The organism is Microvirga pudoricolor (assembly GCF_016892705.1).
Classification (GTDB): Bacteria; Pseudomonadota; Alphaproteobacteria; order Rhizobiales; family Beijerinckiaceae; genus Microvirga; species Microvirga pudoricolor.
Genome location: NZ_JAFEMB010000001.1, coordinates 959,973 through 983,518, shown reverse-complemented (window position 1 = coordinate 983,518; position 23,546 = coordinate 959,973). Strand labels below are relative to the sequence as shown.

General features: G+C 64.1%; 19 protein-coding genes. 6 read left to right on the top strand and 13 right to left on the bottom strand.

The genetic code is table 11. From position 1 onward, the window contains the following. Positions 1–113: 113 nt before the first annotated feature. Positions 114–2,399 carry a Wzz/FepE/Etk N-terminal domain-containing protein gene (locus ILT42_RS04585; protein ID WP_204214131.1) on the top strand — a complete coding sequence of 762 codons (2,286 nt, stop codon included), beginning with the start codon at positions 114–116 and terminating at the stop codon, positions 2,397–2,399. Positions 2,400–2,595: 196 nt separating this feature from the next. Here ILT42_RS04585 and ILT42_RS04580 read toward each other — a convergent pair whose 3' ends face one another. Then, positions 2,596–3,942 carry a UDP-glucose dehydrogenase family protein gene (locus tag ILT42_RS04580; protein WP_204214130.1) on the bottom strand — a complete coding sequence of 449 codons (1,347 nt, stop codon included), beginning with the start codon at positions 3,940–3,942 and terminating at the stop codon, positions 2,596–2,598. Between the two features lie 549 nt (positions 3,943–4,491). Between ILT42_RS04580 and ILT42_RS04575 the strand changes: the two genes are divergently transcribed. After that, positions 4,492–4,800, top strand: a complete 309-nt coding sequence (locus ILT42_RS04575; RefSeq protein ID WP_204214129.1) for a hypothetical protein — start codon at positions 4,492–4,494, stop codon at positions 4,798–4,800. Between the two features lie 16 nt (positions 4,801–4,816). Here the strand turns inward: ILT42_RS04575 and ILT42_RS04570 are convergent, their stop codons facing one another. The 3 genes from ILT42_RS04570 to ILT42_RS04560 all read right to left on the bottom strand — a co-directional run bounded on the left by ILT42_RS04570 (position 4,817) and on the right by ILT42_RS04560 (position 8,130). Further along, a complete protein-coding gene (locus ILT42_RS04570) occupies positions 4,817–5,995 on the bottom strand; it encodes a GumK N-terminal domain-containing glycosyltransferase (RefSeq protein WP_204214128.1) in 1,179 nt (392 codons plus the stop codon). Between the two features lie 27 nt (positions 5,996–6,022). Then, positions 6,023–7,291: a hypothetical protein gene (locus ILT42_RS04565; protein WP_204214127.1), complete on the bottom strand. Its 1,269-nt coding sequence runs from the start codon at positions 7,289–7,291 to the stop codon at positions 6,023–6,025. Between the two features lie 98 nt (positions 7,292–7,389). Beyond that, positions 7,390–8,130, bottom strand: coding sequence for a WecB/TagA/CpsF family glycosyltransferase (locus ILT42_RS04560; RefSeq protein WP_204214126.1), 741 nt, complete (start codon positions 8,128–8,130; stop codon positions 7,390–7,392). A gap of 233 nt (positions 8,131–8,363) precedes the next feature. Here ILT42_RS04560 and ILT42_RS04555 point away from each other — a divergent pair, with 233 nt between their 5' ends. Beyond that, positions 8,364–9,383 carry a glycoside hydrolase family 5 protein gene (locus tag ILT42_RS04555; protein WP_204214125.1) on the top strand — a complete coding sequence of 340 codons (1,020 nt, stop codon included), beginning with the start codon at positions 8,364–8,366 and terminating at the stop codon, positions 9,381–9,383. A gap of 3 nt (positions 9,384–9,386) precedes the next feature. On the opposite strand, the gene ILT42_RS04550 is transcribed toward ILT42_RS04555, so the two are convergent. From ILT42_RS04550 to ILT42_RS04540, 3 genes are all read right to left on the bottom strand, one after another. Then, positions 9,387–11,036: a GMC oxidoreductase gene (locus ILT42_RS04550; protein ID WP_204214124.1), complete on the bottom strand. Its 1,650-nt coding sequence runs from the start codon at positions 11,034–11,036 to the stop codon at positions 9,387–9,389. A gap of 178 nt (positions 11,037–11,214) precedes the next feature. Beyond that, positions 11,215–12,651: a polysaccharide biosynthesis/export family protein gene (locus ILT42_RS04545; protein ID WP_204214123.1), complete on the bottom strand. Its 1,437-nt coding sequence runs from the start codon at positions 12,649–12,651 to the stop codon at positions 11,215–11,217. 168 nt (positions 12,652–12,819) lie between these two features. Further along, on the bottom strand, positions 12,820–13,914 hold the full coding sequence (locus tag ILT42_RS04540; RefSeq protein WP_204214122.1) for a glycosyltransferase family 4 protein: 1,095 nt from the start codon (positions 13,912–13,914) through the stop codon (positions 12,820–12,822). A 721-nt stretch (positions 13,915–14,635) separates the two neighbouring features. On the opposite strand from ILT42_RS04540, the gene ILT42_RS04535 reads away from it, so the two are divergent. The 3 genes from ILT42_RS04535 (at position 14,636) to ILT42_RS04525 (ending at position 17,842) form a co-directional block, all read left to right on the top strand. After that, positions 14,636–15,364, top strand: a complete 729-nt coding sequence (locus ILT42_RS04535; protein ID WP_204214121.1) for a Crp/Fnr family transcriptional regulator — start codon at positions 14,636–14,638, stop codon at positions 15,362–15,364. A gap of 111 nt (positions 15,365–15,475) precedes the next feature. Next, entirely contained in the window at positions 15,476–16,783 is a 1,308-nt protein-coding gene (locus tag ILT42_RS04530; RefSeq protein ID WP_204214120.1) for an amidase, read from the top strand. A gap of 78 nt (positions 16,784–16,861) precedes the next feature. Next, complete coding sequence (locus tag ILT42_RS04525; protein ID WP_204214119.1) at positions 16,862–17,842, top strand: S1C family serine protease; 981 nt, start codon at positions 16,862–16,864, stop codon at positions 17,840–17,842. Positions 17,843–17,848: 6 nt separating this feature from the next. Here ILT42_RS04525 and ILT42_RS04520 read toward each other — a convergent pair whose 3' ends face one another. The 6 genes from ILT42_RS04520 to ILT42_RS04495 form a co-directional block, all read right to left on the bottom strand. Then, a complete protein-coding gene (locus tag ILT42_RS04520) occupies positions 17,849–18,781 on the bottom strand; it encodes a pseudouridine-5'-phosphate glycosidase (RefSeq protein WP_204214118.1) in 933 nt (310 codons plus the stop codon). Next, positions 18,778–19,734, bottom strand: coding sequence for a carbohydrate kinase family protein (locus ILT42_RS04515; protein WP_204214117.1), 957 nt, complete (start codon positions 19,732–19,734; stop codon positions 18,778–18,780). The genes ILT42_RS04520 and ILT42_RS04515 overlap by 4 nt, the downstream gene beginning before the upstream one ends. A 128-nt stretch (positions 19,735–19,862) precedes the next feature. Continuing rightward, on the bottom strand, positions 19,863–20,795 hold the full coding sequence (locus ILT42_RS04510) for a sugar-binding protein (protein WP_204214116.1): 933 nt from the start codon (positions 20,793–20,795) through the stop codon (positions 19,863–19,865). A 78-nt stretch (positions 20,796–20,873) separates the two neighbouring features. After that, positions 20,874–21,917: an ABC transporter permease gene (locus ILT42_RS04505; RefSeq protein WP_204214115.1), complete on the bottom strand. Its 1,044-nt coding sequence runs from the start codon at positions 21,915–21,917 to the stop codon at positions 20,874–20,876. After that, the gene (locus ILT42_RS04500) at positions 21,917–22,657 is read right to left on the bottom strand and encodes an ATP-binding cassette domain-containing protein (RefSeq protein WP_204214114.1); all 741 of its coding nucleotides are present in this window, start codon (positions 22,655–22,657) and stop codon (positions 21,917–21,919) included. The genes ILT42_RS04505 and ILT42_RS04500 overlap by 1 nt, the downstream gene beginning before the upstream one ends. 129 nt (positions 22,658–22,786) lie before the next feature. Next, positions 22,787–23,488: a L,D-transpeptidase gene (locus ILT42_RS04495; RefSeq protein WP_229428343.1), complete on the bottom strand. Its 702-nt coding sequence runs from the start codon at positions 23,486–23,488 to the stop codon at positions 22,787–22,789. Positions 23,489–23,546: the final 58 nt, after the last annotated feature.

The window sequence follows — 23,546 nt, the reverse complement described above, 5'->3', positions numbered from 1 at the left end:
AAGGGTGCCCTCAAGGCCGTGCCAACGGTGGTCTCCTCGCTCGAAGGAGGCGCGTTGCAAGCCATGTCCTCGCTTTGATCGCGGCGCAAGCCGCACCATTCATAGGGGCGGCGATGCTGAACCGGGTCGACAACAAGCTGGAATCCACCGGAATGATCGTAGGCCACGGCGGCCACGACAAAATCATGCCCTTCGACATCGGCGCCGCGTTCCGGACCCTGCGCCGGCATTACATCCTCATCGGAAGTATAACGCTCGGTTTTCTGGTGGCCGGCCTGGTATATATTCTCACGACGCCTCCAAGCTATACTGCCACGGCCACAGTCTTGATCGACGCGCAAAGGCTGAAACTCTTCCGCGACGACGCTCTGTTCGAAGGGTCGCTCCTCAACAACTCGGTCGTGGAGAGCGAGATCCAGATCCTGAGTTCCCGCAAGGTGACCGAAGACGTCGTGCGGACGCTCAACCTGATGGAGAACGAAACGTTCATGCGGCCTCCGCGCGGATTGCTGGAATCCGCCATCGCGCACGTGTCGGGTTTCATCAGCAACCTGACCCAGGGCAAGCGGGAGAAGACCGGTGATCTGATGGACACCGCCTCGGACCGGCTGCGTGACAACACCAAGGCCCTGCGGGCCGGAATGAGCTACGTCCTCCAGGTCAGCTACACGTCGCACAGCCCCGCGCTGGCTGCCGAGATCGCCAATACGATCGCCAAGACCTACATGGCGGATCAGATCGGCTCGAAGGTCGATGCGACCGAGAAGGCGAGCGAGTGGCTCCAGACCCGCGTCGTCGAGCTGCGGGAGAAGGCCACGGAAGCCGACCGCGCGGTCCAGACCTTCAAGGCCGAGAACACGCTGATCAATGCGGGTCAGGGCGAGCTGCTGAACGAGCGGCAGGTGAGCGAGATCAATACCCAGCTTCTGAGGGCCAAGGACGAAAGCAGTCAAGCCAAGGCGCGCTTCGACCGGATCCGCGAGATCAACAAGGCGGATGTTCCCGATGCCGCCGTCGCCGAGATGCTGAACAGCGACCTGATCCGCAGCCTCCGTCAGCAATATGTCGATCTCTCGACCCGTGAGCGCGAGGCCTCCGAGCGCTACGGTGCCCAGCACGCGTCCACCGTTAGCCTGCGGAACCAGATGCTGGCCATCCGGCGCTCGATTTCGACCGAACTCAAGCAGCTGGAAGAGATCGCCAAGAGCAATGTCGAGATCGCCGACGCGCGGGTTGCCACCCTGGAGAGAACCCTGGACGGCCTCGTCCTGAAGTCCGGTGACGTTCTGCAGTCCCAAGTGAAGCTGCGGGAGCTCGAGAGCGCCGCTCAAGCCTACCGCACGCTGCACGACAGCTTCCTGCAGCGCTACGTCCAGGCCGTTCAGCAGCAATCCTTCCCGATCAGCGACTCGCGCCTGATCACGCCTGCAGTGGCGCCGGATCAGAAGAGCGCTCCCAAGGGCTCACTGATCCTGCCGCTCTCCCTCGTGCTCGGGCTGGCTGTCGGCGTCGGCGCCGCCCTGTCGCGGGAATGGCTCCAGAAGGGCGTCCGGACGTCGCGGCAACTCGAGACCGTCACGGATGCCCCGTGCCTCGGCATTCTGCCGCAGATCCAGCCGCCGCCGCAGGGAACGCAGCGGGCGATGCAGAGAGCCTGGGCCGAGCGGAAGTCCGAGAATGGCGGGCGGCTGATCCGATGCGAGGATTACAAGCTGTCCGTCGTGCTGGATCAGCCTTTCTCTCACTTCTCCGAGACGATCCGCAGCATCAAGGTCGCGGCCGACATTCAGGAAGCCGTCGAGCGGGCCCAGGTCATGGCCGTCACGTCGGCCGTGGCTCAGGAAGGTAAGAGCGTGGCCAGCGCCAATCTGGCCCGCCTGACGGCCCATGCCGGCAAGCGGACGCTTCTGATCGATTGCGACCTGCGCAACCCGTCACTCACGAGAGCCCTGGCGCCCCTCGCGAAGGTCGGTCTGTCGGATATCCTGAAGAAGCGCGTCAGCCTGGAGGAGGCGGTGTTCCTCGACCCGCTGACCGATCTCCACTTCCTGCCAGCCAGCCTGAACGCGAACATCGCCTACAGCAACGAGTTCATTGCATCCCAGGCCATGGTTCGCCTGATCGAAGAGTGCCGGAGCCGGTACAGCCGGATCATCATCGACTTCCCGCCGGTCCTGCCCGTCGTGGACGTTCGCGCCGGTGCGCACCTGCCTGACGCCTTCCTCATGGTGGTCGACTGGACGACGACGCCGAGCGAGGTCGTCCAAAGCGCGCTCCAGGGCACTCCCGTGATGCACCAGAAGCTGGTGGGCGCAGTGCTGAACAAGGTCGACATCAAGACACTCGGCCTCTATGAGCCCGTGCGCGAGGTTTATTACCGCGGAACAGCCGCCGCCTGAACCGGGGTCTTCGGTCTCTTTCCACCACGTCTCACGCCCGCGATGACATTCCCGTCATCGCGGGCGTCGTCGTTCTGGGCCATCGTTCGCGAACGTGTCCCCAAACCAGCTGGGGCGGGCGCCCAAAAGCATGGGGCCATGACGTTGTCATGGCCCCATGCTGTATTGAGGTGACTGAGATGGTTGGTCGAGCGCGCTACTCCGCCGCGATGCTCTGGTAGTTGGACCAATCGAGGCCATCGGGACGTCCGATGCTGTGATATTGGAATCCGTTTTGTTTCATGTCGTCGGGGCGGTAGACGTTGCGCAGGTCGACGATGACGGGCGCCTTGAGCAGGCTCTTCAACCGGGTCAGGTCGAGCGCCCGGAACATGTCCCACTCGGTCACGATCACCAAAGCGTCCGCGCCCTCGGCACACGCATACGGGTCGCCCGCATACCCCACCCCCGACAGCAGCGCCTTGGCCGCCTCCATCCCTTCAGGATCATAGGCCCGGATCTCGGCTCCGCCATCCTGCAGTGCCCCGATCACCGAAAGCGAGGGCGCATCGCGCATGTCGTCGGTGTTGGGCTTGAACGTCAGGCCCAAGATGGCGATCCGCTTGCCCCGCACGCTCCCGCCGCAGGCCGCAATCACCTTGCGGCCCATCGCGCGCTTTCTCTGCTCGTTGACCGACGCCACCGTCTCCACCAGCCGGATCGGCGCCGCGTAATCCTGCGCCGTCTTGATCAGCGCCAGCGTATCCTTGGGAAAGCACGAGCCGCCATAGCCCGGCCCCGCATGCAGGAACTTCGACCCGATGCGGTTGTCCAGCCCGATGCCGCGCGCCACGTCCTGCACGTTGGCGCCCACCCGCTCGCACAGGTCGGCGATCTCGTTGATGAAGGTGATCTTGGTGGCCAGAAAGGCGTTGGCGGCATACTTGGTCAGCTCGGCCGTGCGGCGCGAGGTGACGAGCAGCGGGGCCTGGTTGAGATAAAGCGGACGGTAGAGCGCTGTCATCACGTCCACGGCCGGCTCGCTCTCGGCCCCGATCACGATGCGGTCGGGGCGCTTGAAGTCGGCGATGGCCGCGCCTTCGCGCAGGAACTCGGGGTTGGAGGCCACGTCGAAGCGGGCGTCAGGCCGGGCCTCGCGGATGATGCGCTCGACCTCGTCGCCGGTGCCCACGGGCACGGTGGATTTGGTGACCACGACGGTGTAGCCGCGCAGGGCCGCGGCGATGTCGCGGGCGGCCTGGTGGACGTAGGACAGATCCGCATGGCCGTCGCCGCGGCGCGAGGGGGTGCCGACCGCGATGAACACCGCATCGGCGCAAGCCACCGGCTCGGCCAGGGCGGTGGTGAAGGTCAGGCGGCCTTCGCGCACGTTCTTGGCCACCAGCTCGGCCAGGCCGGGCTCGTAGATTGGCATGCGGCCGGCCTGGAGCGCCGCGATCTTGGCCGGGTCCACGTCCACGCAGCACACCTCGTGCCCGAAATCCGCAAAACACGCCCCCGACACAAGACCAACATACCCAGACCCTATCATCGCTACGCGCATGGTGGGTTCCTATTCCCAGAATGAGTGAAGTCCACATGCTCCTGCAAACGGACTCGCAGAAGTCTTTCGAGTAAGACCATCGCCAAGTCTATCATTCGACCCAACATCATTTGTTTCGAGCTGCCTTCAAAACAGGTTAGATCAGGATAAACTTAGTATTATTCTTTTCCTCCAAGCATAACTTGACCCACTGAGAGGGAGGAATAGGGCTACGCCCACGCGCGAAACCGCTCCGCTCGGAAAGTTCCATCGGTCTCGCTCGATGATGACGGCTGCCCTAGACGTCGCCGCGTCTGGGGGAATGGCCCACGATAGCGGCAGAAGACGAAATTCTATAAGAATTTCAGGTTCTTGTTAGTGACTGCGGCCTTGTGCCGGCTGCCCTACCAAGTGTCTAGACAGGCCCGCACTAACACTTCCGATATATCTGTGCTAATACCTCTGATCCGATGAGGGACCCAGAATGGCTTGGCTGTTGGATCGAAACCGCTTTCGCCCCACGTCAGGGCTCCGGGCAGATGCCAGCATCAACCGCAGAGTTATACTAGCATGATCATGACGCTCTGCCTCTTGGCCGTCGCGGGATTCGGGCTGGGCCTGACCGTTCGCTGGCCGATCCTTGCCCTCGTCGCCTTCTTGGTGCTGATCGGGGTTGCTGGAGCGCTGGCTTGGACAGGGCATGGAGTGCTCGCCTCCATCGGCTGGGCATTCGCCAGTCTTCTCGTGCTCGAGCTCGGATTCCTGGCCGGCAGTGTCCTGACGGAACGCGATGGGTTGGAGAGCGGGTCGGCGCAGCCGGCGCCTGCCCACGAAGCTTGGAACAGGGACCCCCTGTCGGGTGGCAAAGACCTCGGCTGAAGGATCCCTTTCGGTCTCAGACCGCCGCAGCGGCAAGCGGACCCGCAGGCGCTTCCGCAGGCCTGCTTCCGGGACCGACGCTCTCCAGGAGACGCGAAATCACTTCGTCCCAGCTTGAAACGCGGCTTCGGTCGATCGAAGAGCGGTCGTATGTCAGCGCCGTCCGAAGCGCCGCCTTAATGGATTCCGGAGCGGCCGGGTCGTAGCCGATGACGTGGGCGCGCCCAGCCTTGGCGAAATGAGGAGCGACGACGGGCAGCTGACAATAGGTGTATTGGATCAGTTTCAGGCTCGATTCCGCGAGATAGTGCGCCTCCGCGCGGTCGAGGTAGGGGGCCAGGCCGACATCCGCATGATGGAGGTAGTTGACCAGCGTCGCGAAGGCCACTTCCCCATAGGCCCGTAGATTGGGGCGCGTTTCCAGGCCGTCCAGCTTCAAATGCCCGAACGCATGGAACGTCACCTCCGGAAAGGCATCCAGAAGCACGCTGACGGCGTGATGGTCGAACAGCATCTCGCCTGCGACGACGACATGGGGACCAGGGCCGTCGAACGGCGATTCCCCCTTGCCGGAGAACGCTTCCTTATCGATGCCGTGTGGGATGAAGGAGACCTGAGATCCCTTCGGGAAGTCGCCCAACATCGCCTGCGCCGGTACCCTGAGCAGATCGTATCGCGGGGCGGTGCGCTCCAGCGTGGCGGCCAGCATCGGATGCATGCCGACGGTGCCGAGACGGTCGCTGGCGCAGTAGACGAAGCGCGCGTGCTTCGGCGCGATGGCTCGCAACCGATCAAAGAGAAGCACCGCCGAACAGCTCTCGATCACCACGAGATCCGCCCGGCTGACCACGTCTCGGACCGCGGCCGGCAGGAAGTAGGGATAAAGCGAGTAGACGGCCGCAGCCGCCCGATCGAGGAGCTTATTCTTGAAGCTCGCGGGATGGACCGGCGCGACCCAGACAAAGCCCGACAGGTTCTCGCCGCGAGGGCGCCATGTGTTCAGGTCGCCCTCGGGCACGCGCTTCAGCCGCGGTGAGCCCGCAAGCTTCGAGAGAAGGCTGAGCTGAACCGTGACCGCGTAGGTGTCGAAGCCGCGCTTCGCGAGGGTTTCGGCCCAGAAGACCATGCCGGTCTTGCGGGTGTTGAGGCCGACGAACTGCTGGGTGAACAGGACTGCTACGGGGCGGCCGGACATGGAAATATCCCCTCAGGACTGGTGATTTCAGGCGCGGGCGAGATGGGTCGGGATGCGGGTTGGTCCGATGCCGGAACGACCCGGTTCGAGCGGCGAGGTCCGGTGCGCGCCCTGACCCTGCTCCAAGTAGGTTCGCCCGCGCACATAGCCATAGAGAAACCAGAGCGGGGCGGCGGTCTTGATCGAGAACAGCGAGAAGCTCACCATCAGGTTGAGCGCGAGGTAGAAGCAGATCCCGTGCATGAGCGCCACCGCGCGGTGGCTCGTCGCCGGCTGGAAGAAGCACAGGGCGGCCCAGATCGCGGCCACGCCGAGGATCGACTGCGTCAGGATGAAATAGACGATCCCGCTGTCGGCCCCCTTGCCGATGAGGCGCATGTCATAGCCCAGCAGCGCGCCGAGATCCATGCTGGACAAAGCGTTCATGCTGTAGGCGATCCGGCCCGAGAACGTGTCTCCGTCGTGCTCCATCCCCAAAGCCAGGACGAGAATGAGGGCGGAGCAGACGATGCCCGGCAGGTACAGGAAATAGGAGTAGCGCGGCAGCCGAGCCAGGAGCGGCGTGATGGCCATGATCAGGCAGTTGACCGTCGCGAGCCGCCCGTCCGATCCGACCAGAACCATCAGGTTGCTGACGACGAGAAACAGCCGGGCCTTGTTGGGCAGGTCACGCCAGAAGGCGGCCGTGAAAAGCGTGATGACGATGCACCAGTTGCCGAGAGACACGGGCTCGAGGAAGACGGACGACAGGCGGTGGATCCCAAGGCCCGGCAGCAGAAATCGCTCGCCGGGGCGCAGGGCGCTCATGAAAAGGTTGGAGCCGGCGTTCCAGAACGATTCCTGCTTGAAATCCCTCGTATTGACGTAATAGCTCACGATGTTGAAAACGTTGCCGAAGGCCTGGGGCGCCACGGCTTCGAAAATCATGATAGCCAGAACGATCGCCTGGAGCCCGCACATGATGCGGACGATATTGGCCCTGCAGGCGGCGATCCCGAGCATGATGAAGATGGGGATGAGCAGGACGTCACGGATATACTTCGGATCGACGGCCTGTCTGAGCAGGCTCAGGAGCAGGAAGATCACGCCCAGCATCCAGATGACACCGAGCCACGGACGCATCAGAGGCGACCAGTAGCGGAAACAGAATGCGAAGGTTGCCGCAACGATCGCCAATTCGCCGAGAATGACGTGCGTGCGCCCGATCGCCATCCCGTTGGCGTTGATGAAGGCGAGGCCGAAATTGAACAGGACCGCCGCGTAAAGGATGAGGGCCGCGACGGCGTCCCGGGTCATGAGAGCAGCAAGCCAGCTGCCGCCTCGTCTGGACCTCTGCGTCCGGGACAGGGCAAATGACGCAGGCAGGGCCCTCGGTCCCCGAGGTGAGAACGCCGTCATGAAGCGCTTCTTTCCCGATCGTGCAGGAGGGCCATCGTGAAGAAGCGAGCCATGCCGACCGTATAGCGGCCCAGCAGCCGCCTGGGCTCGAGCGCGAGCCTGTGGGCCCATTCCAGCTTGAGCCGGCGCACCAGCGCGGGCGCCCTCGGCTTCTCGCCTGCAATGAAGTTGAAGAGCGCCCCGACACCGATCATGAGACAGCCCGGGAACCGGTCGCGGTGCGCCAGCATCCACTCCTCCTGCAAGGGATTGCCGAAGGCGACGAGGATCACGTCGGGCTTGGCCTCCGCGATCCGGGCCGCAACCTCTTCCTGCCGATCCCAGATCGTGTACCCGTCCACATAGCCTGCGACCCGGACGTGAGGCTCTCGATCGATCTTGTGGGCCACCTTCTTCACGACCTCGGCAGTGCCGCCGATCAGGAACACGCGAGCCGGATGGTCGAGATTCCGCAGGAAAGCGGGGGTGAAGTCGGTGCCGTTCATGTTCTCCCGGAAGGTCGAACGGAACTTCATCCAGCATGCGGCGTCCAAGGCGATCCCGTCGTTGAGAACGTAAAGGTCCGGTGTCTGCCGTATGGTTTCACGCAGATGGGCGCAACGGGTGATCAAGTTGGCATTGGCAAAGATCACGCTGGTGGTCTTCTTCTGCCTCAGGCGCTTGTTGAGGAACCGCGTGAAAACCGGAGACGTGGTGTTGCAGATCGAGTATCCCGCGATGTCGCGTCGCTGAGGCATCAAAGCGTTCCTCGTTCGTCGGGTTCGAACCAAATCCGCCCCAGTCCCGACTCGCCCGAAGGAGAGTCGCGCGAGAAGCGGTCGCGGCGGTAATCCAGTGTCGTTTCTCTCATAAATCTTACCGGCGCGATCTAACAAAGGTTAAGAGAGTAAAATGAACAAGCTGATATTCAAGTAAAGACGCTCGGCATTTCCTAGTTTCAGCGCTTTTTGACGAGAACGGAGTACGCCTAATGATCGATTTAAGGAAAAAGCTCCTCCTTGCGAGCGCTGTTCTTGCTCTATCCAGTCTAACTCCGGCGCTGTCGGAGCCGTTACGCTTCGTCGGAGTCAATCTAGCGGGCGCTGAGTTCCGTGGAAATCGCATCCCCGGAGCGCTGAACAAGGACTACATCTATCCCTCGTCCAAGGATGTGGACTACTTCATGTCGCAGGGCATGAACACCTTTCGGGTTCCCTTCCGATGGGAGCGGATGCAGCTCAACCTAGGCTGGGAGCTGGAGGACGACGAGCTGGAACAGCTCGACAAGACGGTCCGGTACATCACGGACAAGGGCGGTTATACCCTCCTCGACCCTCACAATTACGGCCGCTATTACGGCAAACTCATCGGCTCGAAGCAGGTTCCGGCTTCCGCCCTAGCCGATTTCTGGCGCGTCCTCGCCCTGCGGTACAAGGATAACGACAAGGTCATCTTCGGCCTCATGAACGAGCCGCACGGCATTTCGGCGAGCGACTGGCGCGAGATCGCGGAGGTGTCCATCACGGCGATCCGAGACACGGGCGCCAAGAATCTCATTCTGGTTCCCGGCACGAACTGGACGGGCGCCCACAGCTGGATGACCTCTCGCGGGAAGCCATCCAACGGCGAGGTGTTCCGGGACCTGAAGGATCCCGCCAACAACATGATGTTCGAGGTTCACCAATACCTGGACGGAGACTATTCCGGCACCAAGGACTTCTGTCAGAGCGAGGATATCGGCGTCGAGAAGCTGACGTCGTTCACCAAGTGGCTGCGCGAGAACAACCAACGCGGATTTCTGGGAGAGTTCGGCGTCGGTTCATCGCCGGTTTGCCTGGAAGCCCTCAACAGGATGCTCAAATACGTGTCCGACAACGCCGACGTGTGGGGCGGCTGGACGTATTGGGCGGCGGGCCCCTGGTGGGGCAACTATCCGTTCAGCATCCAACCGTCCCCGGAGGGCGACAGGCCTCAGATGAAGGTCTTGCAGGACCGGATCGGGCGCCCGTGACGCCTATTCGGCGGCGACACGGGGTGGATGAGCGCTCGACAGGTCCAGCGGCGACACATCATGAAGCATCTTGATGTGGTCCGCCAGGCGGGCCGCAAGGGCCACGAGGTTCAGGGTCGGCATGTTGGCGCCGCCCGTCGAGAAAACGGAACTGCCGGCGATGTAGAGGTTGCCGATGCCGTGAACCTTGCAGTTCTCATCGACCACCCCGAGCTTCGGGTCGGGATTCATGCGGGTTGTGCCCATATGATGCCAGGTCGACTGCACCCGGTCGCTCCAGCTGTCGTCCCAGGGGTCGCCGTCGATCTCCAGCCGGCCCAGTCCCTGTTCCTCCACCTGCTGCCGGATCAGCTCGACGGCTCGGCGATGGGTGCGCTTCTCGAGGTCGCCGACCCGCCAGGTCAAGCGGACGCGTGGAAGCCCGAATTCATCGCGTTGATCGGACAGGGTCACCCGGCTGTTGGGGTCCGGCACCGGCTCCAGGATGCTCTCGAGAGTATAATGCTTGACCAGCCTGCGCATGCGGGTCGAGCGTGTCAGGAAAGCGGCCGTCGCGGCCGGGATGCCGGGGACCATGCGGGCGATATCGCTCAGGTCGACATGCTCATGGCGCTTGAAGGCGGCGTAAACCCGTTTGCAGTGATCGACGGCCTGTCGACTCTCGCCGACGTAGCTTCCGAACAGCGTGGTATGGCATTGCAGAAGCTGTTCCCTGCGCTGGACCTCCTCGGAGAGCCCGATGGTGGCCCCGGCACGCGTTCCGCTGACCGCAAAGCTGTTGTTCTTGTAGTGATAGGTGACGTCATAGAACCGACTGTAGGAAACCGGATTGTTGAACGTCAGACGGCCGAGGCGGATCCGGGGATGATCCATGAAATAGCGGCCGACGAGATCGTTCTGATTGCCGAGTCCGGTCTTCTGAACGCCGTTCGAGAGGAGCAGAAGCCGCGCATTCTCGATCCCGCCGGCGGCCACGATGACAAATCGGGCATTGACGGTCATCGTCGTGCCGGTCGGCATCTTGACGACCACCCCTTTCGCCTGATGCGAGATGTCGTCCGTCAGAATGTTCGAGGCGGTGGCATGAAGAATGATCTTCGTCGAATGGCTTCCTTCCAGTTCGGCCCTGCGGGACTGCCCGAGGCGAGCCGGCGGACTGAAATGGGCCACGACCGTCCTCAGGAGGTCTGCCTGGAAGGGCAGAAGCTGCACATTGGACTCGCGCACATGATCGATCCAGAACTTCGCCTCCAGCGGAAGCTCGGACAATTGTAGGACCTCGCGGGCCCGCGCGTAATAGGGAGCGAAAGCCTCGGTACCGATCGTCCAGCCGCTGTTGGGGATCCAATCCCGCTTGGAAAGATCCATCTCCGTGAAGGGCCAGCACCAGCCGCTCCAACAGTTGGAACTGCCGCCGAGATATCGGGTGCGTGTGGAGAGCAGGTCGTAATCCAGCCCTTCGGCGACTTCGCCGGCATAGAGGGCTTGAGACCGTCGGCTGTAATTCGTGCCGCCTGCCTCCAGGACGCAGGTCGGAATGTTCCACCGGCCGAACTCGAGAGCTAGCGTGATTCCGGCGGCGCCTCCGCCGATGATGACGATCTCCGTATCGAGCGAGGAGCCGTCGGGCAGGCTGCGTCCATCGATCAGCATGGGAGCGCTCCCCGACGAGGAGCCGGTGTCGCCCTGTCCGGGCCGCATCGGTTAAAGGGAGGGCTGCGATGCCCCCTCGCGTTTATGGGTTCGTGCGTGATCTCCAAATCATGTGGCATTGGCCCCTCGCTATACGCATTGGCTGCTCACGGCCGGTCGTTGTTCGACAGCTCACTTGTTATGGTCTCTTCAAAGGTGCGTTCTGAACGGTCAGGAAGGTCGGAATGCGCTCGGCTCCGGATGCCCGGGCCGGTTCGGCGATGGGCGACTCGACCTCGAGCGGACGTTGGACCTTGATGATGTCGCCAGGCAGGACCTCTGCGCTCTCGGCGACGATTTTCTCTTCGTCCTTGCCGTTGACCTTGCGCACGAGCGCATAGATCGGGCGGTTTTCCTTGATGGCCTTCATGCGGTCTTCCATCGCCTGAGGCGCGATGACCTCCGTCTCGAAGAGCAGGCGATCGGCCGTTGCCAGCTTCTGGTTGACCTCTTCCATGCGGGACTGCACTTCCCGCATCTCCATGACGATCTCGTTCCGTCGCTGGTGCTGCAGGTCGGCCGTATCCCGTTCCGCCCGGTTCAGATCCTGCTGGGCTTTCAGGACGGCCGTTTCCATCTCCAGACGGCGGCCTTCGATCTCGACGGCGGTGCGCTCCAGGACGAGCTGTCGAGGCGCGACGGCGAGGCCCTTCTCGACCAGGGACGTGACGCTCTTCAGTTCTTTCTGGACCATTCCGTACTGGCGGTCCTGGGTCTCGATCCGCGCCGTCAGGGACACGATGGTCTGTTGCAGGAGTGCCTTCAGCCGGTCCAGCGCCGACATCTGCGTTTGCACGGTGTTGCGACGGGATTCGAAGATGAGATTCTCTTCCCGCATCATCTGACCGATCGCCGGGTCGTCCTTGCGGTCGGCCCATCCGGCCGGGAAGGTGATTGCTTCGCTTCCCTGCTCCTCCGCCTGCAGCCGCGCCATTCGGGCCAGGAAAGTGTTTTTCTGCAGATTGAGAACCGTCAGGTTGCCGCGTCCCGTGATGGCCTCGCGGTCGAGCCTGCCGTTGGCGTCCTCCGTCGCGCGGGAGAAACCTCCGGCCACGCTCACGGCCTGGAGCACGGTCAGGCCCGTCCGGTAGGGGTATTCGCCCGGCCTCTCGACGCTGCCGATGATATAGAACGGGCGGGCTTGGACGATCTCGACGGATGTGTCGGGCAATTCCACGAGCCCGACGCGCCGTTTGAGCCCTTCGGAAATGTTCTTGGAGAGGCCCGACAGGCTCACCCCCGATGCATCCACTTCACCGATGAGCGGCAGGAAGACACGGCCTTCGGCGTTGACCGTATATTCGCCCGTCAGAGCCGCCCATTCGTAGGTCTCGCCGATCGAGGCGCGCCACTCGATGACCTTGACCCGGACGCGGTCCTGCGGCCCGAGCTTGTATTCAGACGCCAGAGCGCCCCAGGAGGAGCCCATGAGCGCGATCGCCAGCAGGCCGGTCAAAGCCTTGCGGGCGCCCGCAGCGATGCCGCCGCGCGTGGTCTGCCCGTCACGCCCCCGCGACGCCTCTTCGGCGAAGCGCTGAGGGCCGGTCTTGCGAAGCCGGAGAGGCAGCCTGAGCATGTTTCAATCTTCCTGATAAAACGGGCCCTAAGTATTATGCACTCAGAGGAACCCAATCTTAGGTTTACGACAATGTCATATGTTATTTTTTCGACAGCGCAGGCAGTACTTCCCGAGGTAAGACGGATTATCCGGGAACAATTGATCTGAGCTGTTGCAGTTGTGCTGTCATCCGCTCACGGAACCGTAGTAATTCTCATAGACATCACACACGGAATTCCAAGATTGCCGGTGAGCGAAGGCTGCCGCATCCTCACGATCCTGGCGCCGGATCCGCGGGAGCCATTCCACGAAGTCGCGCGCCGCCGCTTCCGGTTCGTCGAAATTGGTGAGCCGTCCGGCCCCCGAGAGGGCATGGGTTTCCTGGAAGGCGGCATTCTCGTGCATGAAGGGGAGGAGACCGATCGACATGCCTTCCACGACGGACAGTCCGAAGCCCTCGTAGCGTGAGGCCGACACGGTAAATCCGCAAGTTTTGGCGAGATCGGAAAGCTCGTCGTTGTCGAGAAAGCCGTGATAGAAGACGTTGTCCTCCAGTCTCCTCTGCCGCACCTGTCCGGCGAGTTCGGGCCAGAGGTTCTCCATGTCGCTGCCGACGAGATGGAGCTTGATGGCCGGATGAGTCTTCTTGAGGTGCCCCATGAACTCGATGAGGGCATCGATCCGCTTGTTGGTGGAGAGCCTTCCCACGTACAGGAGGTCGTTGCCCTCGCAAATGAAATTACCGAGCGGCACGATGGGGTTGCGCAGAAGCACGGAATCGACGCCGACCGTTTTGAGCGTTTTCGCATCGTTGCCGCTGACCGCGAACACGGCTCGGTGGTGGCCGAGACTCCAGCGCGTGATCGTATTGAGGTAGATCTTCTTGATCTCGGCCAGGTTCTCCGTGTGGAAGAACAGGCCATGCGTGGTCATGAAAAGTTTCGCGCTGGAGCTGACGTTCATCAGCGCCAGGATGTCCAGCAGCTGATCGGCGGCATGAATGTGAACGATGTCGTATTGCTTGACGAAACTGCGACTGACCATCGGGAGAAACAGGCGACGCCATCCGATGAAGGGGACGCGGTGGATGCGAACCTTGCCCTGGCGGTCGGTTTGCGGAAGCCGTTCCTTGGACCCGAAAACCCTGTCCAAGGTGAGAACGGCGACATCGTGCTTCTCGGACTGACGCTGACTGAGTTCCTGGACGTAGTTCTCAAGTCCACCCGTGGATGGGGGATACTGCCTGACGACGTGGAGCACTTTCAAACGTGTCTCAGGCACTTCACGATCTCCCGCATTGCCGATGGTGCCCAAACACCCATGGTGGCCTGAATAGTGGACGCTCGCGCAAGGCTTGCGAACAACATATGATGCATTCCAAACGCATCGTCATCAAATAAAGGAGAGTCCACGCAGTCTTACTCCGTCCGCCGATGCGATAGATGGAGTATTTCCAGATTTTGGGAAGTCTATCAACTCGGGAATGCGAGAGCATCTTGTATTCCGGTCTGCCTACATCTTGACTTTTCTGTGGTACGCCGCAGGAAGATCCGCTTCTCGGCGCGCCCCGCTGGGTAGTCCGATCGCGACGGCCGGATTCTTTGGGGTAGCGGTAAATTTCAGGACGTTCCCTCGAACTGGTCGGATGCTCCCGCCCACCGTCCGCCCATCTCTCGGACCGAACGGGATGGGTCCGCCCAATTGTTCCCATGATGCGATTGCAAAATATGGAGTTTTTGGCTCGGCACGTGGGGTACCACCAATGGGCATGCCGAATGCGGCCAGATTTAAAGTAAGATTTGTTTGTATTGGCGAGTGTTCGGCGAAGCTGGGCACTGCACGAAAGTTATCTCAGCCGTCATCCTAATCCATCGGTTGGTCAGGTTTTGGTTGGCGTTAGCTGGAAATTCGCATCTCCATGCAACCTTAAGGGGGACAAATGCTGGAAACTCTCATTCGCAAACTTGAGCGCTTTGTCCCGCTATCTCTGGAAGACAAGAGAATGCTGGAGCGGGCCACGGCCAAGGTTCAGCAAGTGGGGGCCCGCGAGGACTTCATCTGTGAGGGCGAGGTCTCGAACGATCTTCACCTGGTGCTCAACGGGTTTGCCTGCCGTTATAAGATCCTGCGCGACGGCCAGCGGCAGATCATGGCCTATCTCCTGCCCGGCGACTTCTGCGACCTCCACGTGACGATGACCGGCGGACTGGACCATTCCATCGGAACCTTGACGGCCTGCACCATCGTGAGCATCCCCCGCTACGCGATGGTCGACCTGACCCGGCGCTATCCGGCGATCAACCGGGCCTTGTGGTGGGCGACCCTGGTGGACGAGGGCACCTTGCGGGAGTGGGTGGTCAACCTCGGCCGCCGCCCCGCCGACAAGCGGATGGCGCATCTCCTGTGCGAACTGCTCGTTCGCCTCGAGATGATCGGTCTGGCGAACGGCGGGCGCTACGAGCTGCCGCTCAAGCAGAGCGAACTCGCCGACACGCTCGGGCTGTCCGTCGTGCATGTGAACCGGATCCTGCAGCAATTGCGCCGCGACGGGTTGATCACGTTGAAGCGCAAGGTGCTTTCGATCCACGACGTGGAGCGCCTGAAGGACTTCGCGGAATTCAGCCCCAGCTACCTCCACGTGGAGCAGGCCGAGTCCGACGGGATGGACAGCCAACGCGCCATGATGCGCCGCTACGAAGCCCCGCCGCTCGAAGACATGCGGGTCTACTGACGCCGCGTCATCGGCGAGCCGGCCCCGCCTCGGCTCGCCGACGCCTGCGGGGCTTGACAGACATCGCGGCCTCGGGCGCAAAAGGGTGTTGCGACATTCCGTGCCCGGCCCATGACCAGCGTTCAAGACAAGTTGCAAGCGATCCTCGACCGCCTCGCGCGAAGGTCGTCCGAGGAGCGCGTTTTTCTGGCCGTGTACGCGGACGCAGCCCGCGCCGAAGCCCATGCCGCGGATGAACGCCGCCGGGCCGGGCTGGCTCTTGGCCCTCTCGACGGGGTTATCGTCTCGATCAAGGATCTGTTCGACGTCGCCGGCGAAGTGACGCGTGCGGGCTCCCTGGCGCTGCGGGAGCGGGCGCCGGCGCCGGTGGATGCCGTGGCCGTGCAGAGGCTGCGGCGCGCCGGGGCCGTCATCGTCGGGAAAACCAACATGGTCGAGTTCGCCTTTTCGGGGCTCGGCCTCAACGCGCATTTCGGCGCCCCTGGCAATGCCCATGACGCGGACCGTATTCCGGGCGGGTCATCCTCCGGCGCGGGCGTGTCGGTCGCGGAAGGCACGAGCGACATCGCCATCGGAAGCGATACCGGCGGGTCCGTGCGGATCCCGGCCGCCATGAACGGTGTCGTGGGCTTCAAGCCGACGGCGCGCCGGGTGCCCCTAGATGGGGTCTTTCCTCTCTCGCCGAGCCTCGACTCGGTCGGCCCCCTCGCCAGGACCGTCCAGGACTGCGCCTTCGCGGACGCCGTCATGGCCGGGGAGCGGCCCCGGCTTCTCGTCCCCCTCGGCCTGCCCGGACTAACGATCGGGGTGCCCCGCGGCCGGCTGCTGCGGGGCCTCGAGCCCATGGTCGAGGAGGCCTTCGCGAGATCGCTGCGCCGCCTGGAGCACGCCGGAGCCCGGATCGTCGACCATCCTCTGGAGGATCTGCTCGACCGGATGGCCGAGGCGACGTCGACGGCTTCGATCGCGTCGGTCGAGGCCGCGGAGGTTCACAAGGAGTGGATCGACGCGAAGGCGCATTTGATCGATCCGCGGATCCGGGCGCCCATCGCCCGCAGCGGACGCCTGCCGGCATCCGCCCATCGCCGGATGATGCGGGAGCGCGCTGCCCTGGCCGCGGCGATGGATGAGCGGCTGAGGCCCGTGGATGTGCTGGCCCTGCCCACCACTCCGATCTCGGCGCCGCTCATCGCGCCCCTCGAGGAGGACGACGACCTCTATGACCGAACGGACTGGCTCGTCCTCAGGAATACCATGGTGGCCAATCAGTTCGACCTGACCTCCATCACCCTGCCGGCCTCGGACGTCGTCCGACCCGTCGGTTTCATGCTGGTGGCCCGACACGGCCAGGACCATCGCCTCCTGGATATCGCCGCCGGCATCGAGGCGGCCTTGCGGGACTCTTCGGGGTCAGGTTGACGCGGCAGCGTCCCTCTGTTCGGCTGGGCCATCATGCATACTTAATAGGGATGCGTTGCCTGACGGAGGAGTTCCTGGATGCAATCACCCGATGAGTGGCAGATACCCCTGAGGTACCAGCCCAACCAGGAGGCCCTGTCCTACGACCTATCATCGGTCCTGGGAGCGGTCGTCTCGCTGCGGGCCCGCGTGCCGAGCGATGCCTTCACGGCTGAGACCCTTGGCGTGGAGCGCGCCGGGCAAGGTGTGGTCATCCGTTCGGATGGGCTCGTCCTCACCATAGGCTATCTCATCGCCGAGGCGGACGAGGTCTGGCTCACGACGAATGACGGACGTGTGGTGCAGGGCCATGCGCTGGCTTACGATTATGCCAGCGGGTTTGGGCTTGTTCAGGCCCTCGGGACGCTCGATTGCCCGGTCCTGCCCTTGGGCGATTCGCGCCGTCTGGCGCCGGGCGAGCATGTGGTGATCGGGGGCGCGGGCGGGCGTGTCCACTCGCTCAGCGCCCAGGTCGTCGCCCGCCAGGAATTCGCCGGATACTGGGAGTACCTACTCGACGACGCCATCTTCACCGCCCCGGCTCATCCCAATTGGGGCGGCACGGCCCTGATCGGGTCCAAGGGAGACCTTCTCGGCATCGGCTCGCTGCAACTTCAGCATCTGGGCCAAGGGGGTCAGGTCGTGCCCTTGAACATGGTGGTGCCCATCGACCTCCTGAAACCCATCCTGGACGATCTGCTCACCCATGGACGGGTCAACCGGCCGGCGCGGCCCTGGCTTGGTCTCTATGCGCAGGAGGACGAGGACGACCAAGTGGTGATCGTGGGGCTCGCGGGCGACGGCCCGGCCCAGCGGGCAGGCCTCAAGGCGAGCGACGTGGTCCGGGCCGTGGCGGGTGAGAGCGTTACGTCGCTGGCGGGGTTCTACCGGGCGATCTGGTCCCTGGGAAAAGCCGGTGTGGACGTGCCGTTCACCCTGGAGCGGGAGGGGGACCGGTTCGACGTGAGCGTGACGTCCGCCGATCGCGACCGCTTCATGCGCCCGCCGCGCTTCCAGTAGGGGCCGTTACCCCGTCGCGCGGGAGAGGGCGCCCGCGACGCGAGCCGCCAGGTCCGCATTGTTCTTCACCAGGGCGATGTTGGTTTCCAGGCTGCGGCCTTGCGTTTCCTCGAAGAGACGAGACAGCAGGAACGGCGTCACCGCTTTGGCCGTAACGCCCCGGCGCTGCGCCTCGCCGATGGCTTCGTCGATGAAGACCTTCATGACATCGGCCGGTATCTCGGCCTCTTCCGGAACGGGGTTGGCAACCAGAACGCCGCCTTCGAGGCCCAGCGCTCTCTTGGTGTCGACAAGGCCAGCGATCGCCTCCGGCGAGTCGAGGCGGAGCGGGGCCGGGAGTTCGCTCGCGCGGCTCCAGAAGGCGGGAAACCGGTCGGTTCGATACCCGACTACCGGCACGCCTCGCGTCTCCAGGTATTCCAGCGTGCGGGGCAGGTCCAGGATGGCCTTGGCGCCGGCGCACACCACGGTGACAGGGGTCCGGGCAAGCTCGTCGAGATCGGCCGAGATGTCCATCGTGGCCTCGACGCCCCGGTGCACGCCGCCGATCCCTCCGGTGGCGAACACCCGCACGCCCGCCATGGTCGCACAGATCATGGTGGCGGCCACGGTGGTGGCTCCGTGGCGCCCGGTCGACACGGCGTAGGGCAGGTCCGCGCGGCTGAGCTTCATCACATCCCTGGCTGTGCCGAGCCAGTCGAGGTCGGTCTCCGAGAGGCCGACCTTGATGCGGCCGCCGATGACCGCGATGGTGGCCGGCACGGCCCCGTTCTCGCGTACGATGCCTTCCACCGCGCGGGCCGTCTCCACATTCTGCGGGTAGGGCATGCCGTGCGTGATGATGGTGGATTCCAGGGCCACGACGGGCCCGGCCTGCGTCAGCGCCTCCTGCACCTCCGGTGCGATGTCGATGAAGCGGCTCAACGGGCTGTGGGTCATGGCGACGGGGCTTCCGGGAGGAGATGTTCAGAGATTCGCGCCTTCAATAGCGCAAGGGACAGGTCGGGTCGAACGCTGAACGGGCTTTCGACCGTCAGGGCCGCCGCGACGCTTCCCAGCCGGGCTGCTCCGGTGAGGTCGCACCCTGTGGCCAAGCCGTGGATCGTGGCCGCGATCAAGGCGTCGCCGGCCCCGGTCGCGTCGAGGATTGCGGCCTCCATGGGACGGAGGGCGGAGATCCCGCTTGCATCCGCCACGATGAACGCGTGCGGTCCCCGGGTCAGGACGACCCGCCCGGCGCCGCGATCCAGGAGCTGCGAGGCCAGGCCGGCAAGGTCGAGATCCGGGCCGGCGTCGATTTCCAGAAGGGCCGCGGCCTCGTCGCCGTTGAGGAAGAGAAGGCTGATGCCCGTCAGATCCTCGGGCAGTCGCCTGACTTTCGGGCCGGACACGGCATCCACGGCAAGGGAAAGAGAGTGGCTCCCAGCGTGACTGACCAGGGCATGGAGGCAGGGGGCGGGAAGGTTGCAATCGGCGAAGATCCAATCCCCCGCATCCGCATCCGCCAGAGGGGCCAGGACGGCATCCGGATGCAGCCCCTCGAAGATCCCCATATCGGCCAGTCCGACGGCCAGATCGCCGGTCGGCTGGAGGACGGCCACGTACTCGGCCGTCGACCGGTCCCGCGAGACCCGCATTCCACGGATGTCGACGCCCAGAGAGGTCAGGCCCGATTGTAGGAAGCGTCCGTTGTCGTCATCTCCCACGATGGACACGAGCGACACATGGGCGCCGAGGCGGGCCAGGTTCTCGGCCACATTGCGGGCGACCCCGCCCGGCGTCCGCTCGGTCGTGACGGGATTCGACGTCCCGAGCCTGACGGGGTCTTGCGCGCGGTACTTGCGGTCCACGGCCGCGCCGCCGATGCAGATGACCCGGGGAAATACGTTCATGACATCGGGCCTCCGTGGCGATCCGGGCGGATCCCCTTCCAATCAGACGGAGGCGAAAAAATCCAGGGCCGCGGCCATGGGGGATGGCTGCCGCGCCGGAAGGGTCGCTTCCGGCGCGGGGAGGGGCCTTACTTCAGCATGGTGCCGACATTGTCCTTCGTCACGCGGTCGATGCCCGCGTAGATGATGTCGTCCACCTTCTCGCCCTTCTTGAGCTTGAGAAGGATGTCCATGGCGCGTTCGCCCATCTCGTAGGGCCTTTGTCCCACGAGCGCGTTGGCGAAGCCGTCCCGAAGCAATTCGAGCTGCACCTTCAGCGTATCGGCCACCACGAGGGTGAACTTGCCCTGATCCATCGCGCTTTTGTTCTTGTTCACGAAGCTCTTGTAGGCCTCGGGCACGAACATTGGCCAGCCGCCGACAGGCACGATGGCGGCAAGGTCCGGATTGGCTGTCTTCAAGTCCTGCATCTGCTGCACGGCCAGGGCCAGATCGTCGTTGCAGTAGGTGGGCGAGCCGGAGACCTCGGTCCACTTCGACCCTTTCAGGGCATCGCGCACGCCTTCCACGCGGTCCTTGAGGTTTGCGGCCGCAGGCCCGCCGGACACCATGGCGTACTTGCCCCCGTCCGGGCGCATCTTCAGCAACTCCTCGCCCAGGGCCCGGCCCATGGCGCGGTTGTCCGTACCCACATGGGCTTGGCGGGCCGAGTTCGGCGCGTCCGCGTCGAAGGTGATGACCGGGATGCCCGCGTCGCGGGCCGCCTTGATCACGCGCACGGCCGCGGCCGCGTCCGAGACCGAGATCGCGATTCCGTCGACCTTCTGGCTGATCAGGTCCTGAATGATCTGGGCCTGGCTGGCGGGCTCGTGCTCGACCGGGCCCTTATAGATGCATTCCACGTTGCCGAGTTCCTTGGCACGCTTGATGCAGCCGTCGCGGGACAGATCGAAATAAGGGTTGTTCATCGCTTTCGGCACGATGGCGAAGCGATAGGTCTGCGCCGCCGCCGGAGCGGTGAGCGCTACGGCCGCGATAGCCGCAAGTAGCAGACGTTTCATGGTCTTCCTCCTAGTGAACGATGCCGCCCCGTTCGGGGTCTTGTTGCCAGCTTGGCGCGAGCCGATGGGCCGGGCCGGTTACGAGGCGATCCTCAGGGTGCGCACGCGGTCGACCAGGACCGCCAGGATGATGATTCCGCCCACGAGCACGATCTGCCAATAGGCATTGATGCCCGCGAGCACGAGGCCGTTGCGGATCACTTCGATGAGAAGGGCGCCGATCACGGCGCCCGCCGGACCGCCGACGCCGCCGGTCAGGTTGGCGCCGCCGATGACCGCCGCCGCGATGATGGTGAGCTCATAGCCCGTCGCGAGGTTGGCGGGGGCCGAGCCGAGCCAGCCGACCATGAGGATGCCCGCGAAACCCGCCGAGAGCGCGGACAGAACGTAGACGGCGATCTTGACCCGGTCGACCGCGATGCCGGTGAGCGCCGCCGCCTTCTCGTTGCCGCCGAGCGCGAAGACGTGGCGGCCGAAGGCGGTGTGGTGGAGGACGACGCCCATGATGACCGCGAGCACCAGAAGATAGATCACCGCGACGGGAACGCCGCCGAGATTGCCGTCCGTCAAGGCGTAGAAGAGGTCCACGTCGGATCCGGTCGGCGCCTGCCCGCGCCCCTCGGTGACCGCATAGGCAAGCCCGCGCACGATGGACAGCATGCCCAGCGTCGTCACGAAGGGAGACAGACCGAGTTTCGCGATGAGAAGGCCGTTCGCAAGACCAATCAGCAGCGCGGCGCCGAGGCCCGACAGGAGCGACAGCGTCATGGCCAGGAGCGGGATGCCCTCCACGGCCGTGCCCGCCAGGCGTTGCATGACGATGGCGCAGACGATGGCGGACAGCGCCATGGTCGACCCGACCGACAGGTCGATGCCGCCCGTGACGATCACCAGCGTGATGCCGAGGGTGACGATGCCCACGAACGAGAAGTTCTTGGCCACGTTGGCGAGGTTGCCCGCGCTGAGGAAGGCCGAGCTCAGCACCGACATCACGACCATGATGACGACGAGCGCCACCGCCACATAGGCGGTCTGGCTGGCGAAGAAGCCGCGCCGCCACCAGGGTGCGCGCCCCACATTGGAGAAATCGCTGGCGCCGGAGGCCTGGGTGATGTCGTTCATCAGGCGGCCTCCTTGGCGCCGGTGATCAGGGCCGTGACTTCCTCGGGGCTCGACTGGCTCACGGGCTTGTCGGCCACCTTCGTGCCCCGGCGCATGACGACCACGCGCTCGCACACGGAGAAGACGTCCGGCATGCGGTGCGAGATCAGGATAACGGCGATCCCCGCGTCGCGCAGCCGGCGGATCAGGTCGAGAACCTCGGCCACCTGCCGGACCGAGATGGCCGCGGTGGGCTCGTCCATCAGGATGAGCTTGGCCCGCGCCAGGCGCGTGCGGGCGATGGCCACCGCCTGCCGCTGGCCGCCCGACATGGCGCGCACCACGTCGTCGGGCCGCGTCTCGGACTTCAGCTCACGGAACAGTTCGCCGGTACGCCGGTTCATGGCCGCGTGATCCAGGAACGAGAACGGCCCGACCTTGCGCTTCAGCTCCCGGCCCAGGAACACGTTCGCGGCGGCCGTCAGGTTATCGGCCAGGGCCAAGTCCTGGTACACGACCTCGATGCCCACCGCCCGGGCATCGACCGGTTTCGCGAAATGAACCTCCTTGTCCTCGAACAGGACGCGGCCGTGCGAGGGCGGGAAGTTTCCGGCGATGATCTTGACCAGGGTCGACTTGCCGGCTCCGTTGTCGCCCATCAGGCCCACGACCTCGCCGGGCCGGATCGTCAGATTGACGTTCGACAGGGCCCGGATCGCTCCGAACTCCTTGCCGATATTGTCCAATACCAGGAGCGACACGCAAAACCCCTCCCTGAACCCGAACCCCTGGCAGACAAACTGGCGCGCCTCGAACGAGCGGTCTCCGGGAGCAAGAGGGTTTGTAACATGTCGCCTTCGCGAGGTTCGACCCCGACCAATGGATGAAGGTCAGCTCGGGCGGGCAGTGCGGGACTGGCGGACGCGACCGGGAGAGCCGATCACCACGACCCTCGTGCCGACCGGCGCATGGTTGTAGAGGTCGATCACATCCTGATTGATCATGCGGATGCATCCGGACGACACGCTCTTGCCGATGGTCCAGGGCTCGAAGGTCCCGTGGATGCGATAGAGGGTGTCCTTGTTGCCCTGCCACAGATACATGGCCCGCACGCCCAGCGGGTTGCCGGGCCCGCCGGGCATCCCGAGCCCGCTCTGCAGGTTTGTCATCTGCGCCATGAGATCCGGCTGGCGGTCCAGCATTTCCTTGGGAGGGTACCAGTCCGGCCACTCCTGCTTGGCCTCGATGCTGGCGGTGCCCGACCATCCGAAACCGGAGCGGCCGACGCCGACGCCGTAGCGCATGGCCGTGCCGTTGGGCTGCACGTGGTAGAGATAATGCGCCTGCGGGTCGACCACGATTGTTCCCGGCTCCTCCGCCGTCTCATAGGGGACGAGCCGCCGCAGGAAGGCCGGGTTGATCTGAGAGAGCCTCACCGCGGGGATCGCAAAGCGATCGTTGTCGACGGGCCCATAGATGCGCTGATAGACCGCCGGGATCTCGGACGATTGCGCGAGGGCGCGCGAGCCGCAGGATAGGCCCATGGCGGTGGCCGAAATTCCCCACAAGAGAGCACGACGGTCGAGATCCATCACTTAAACCTCCGATGCAGACCGCATAGGAATCTAGGTCACGCGAATCTCAGGTCCA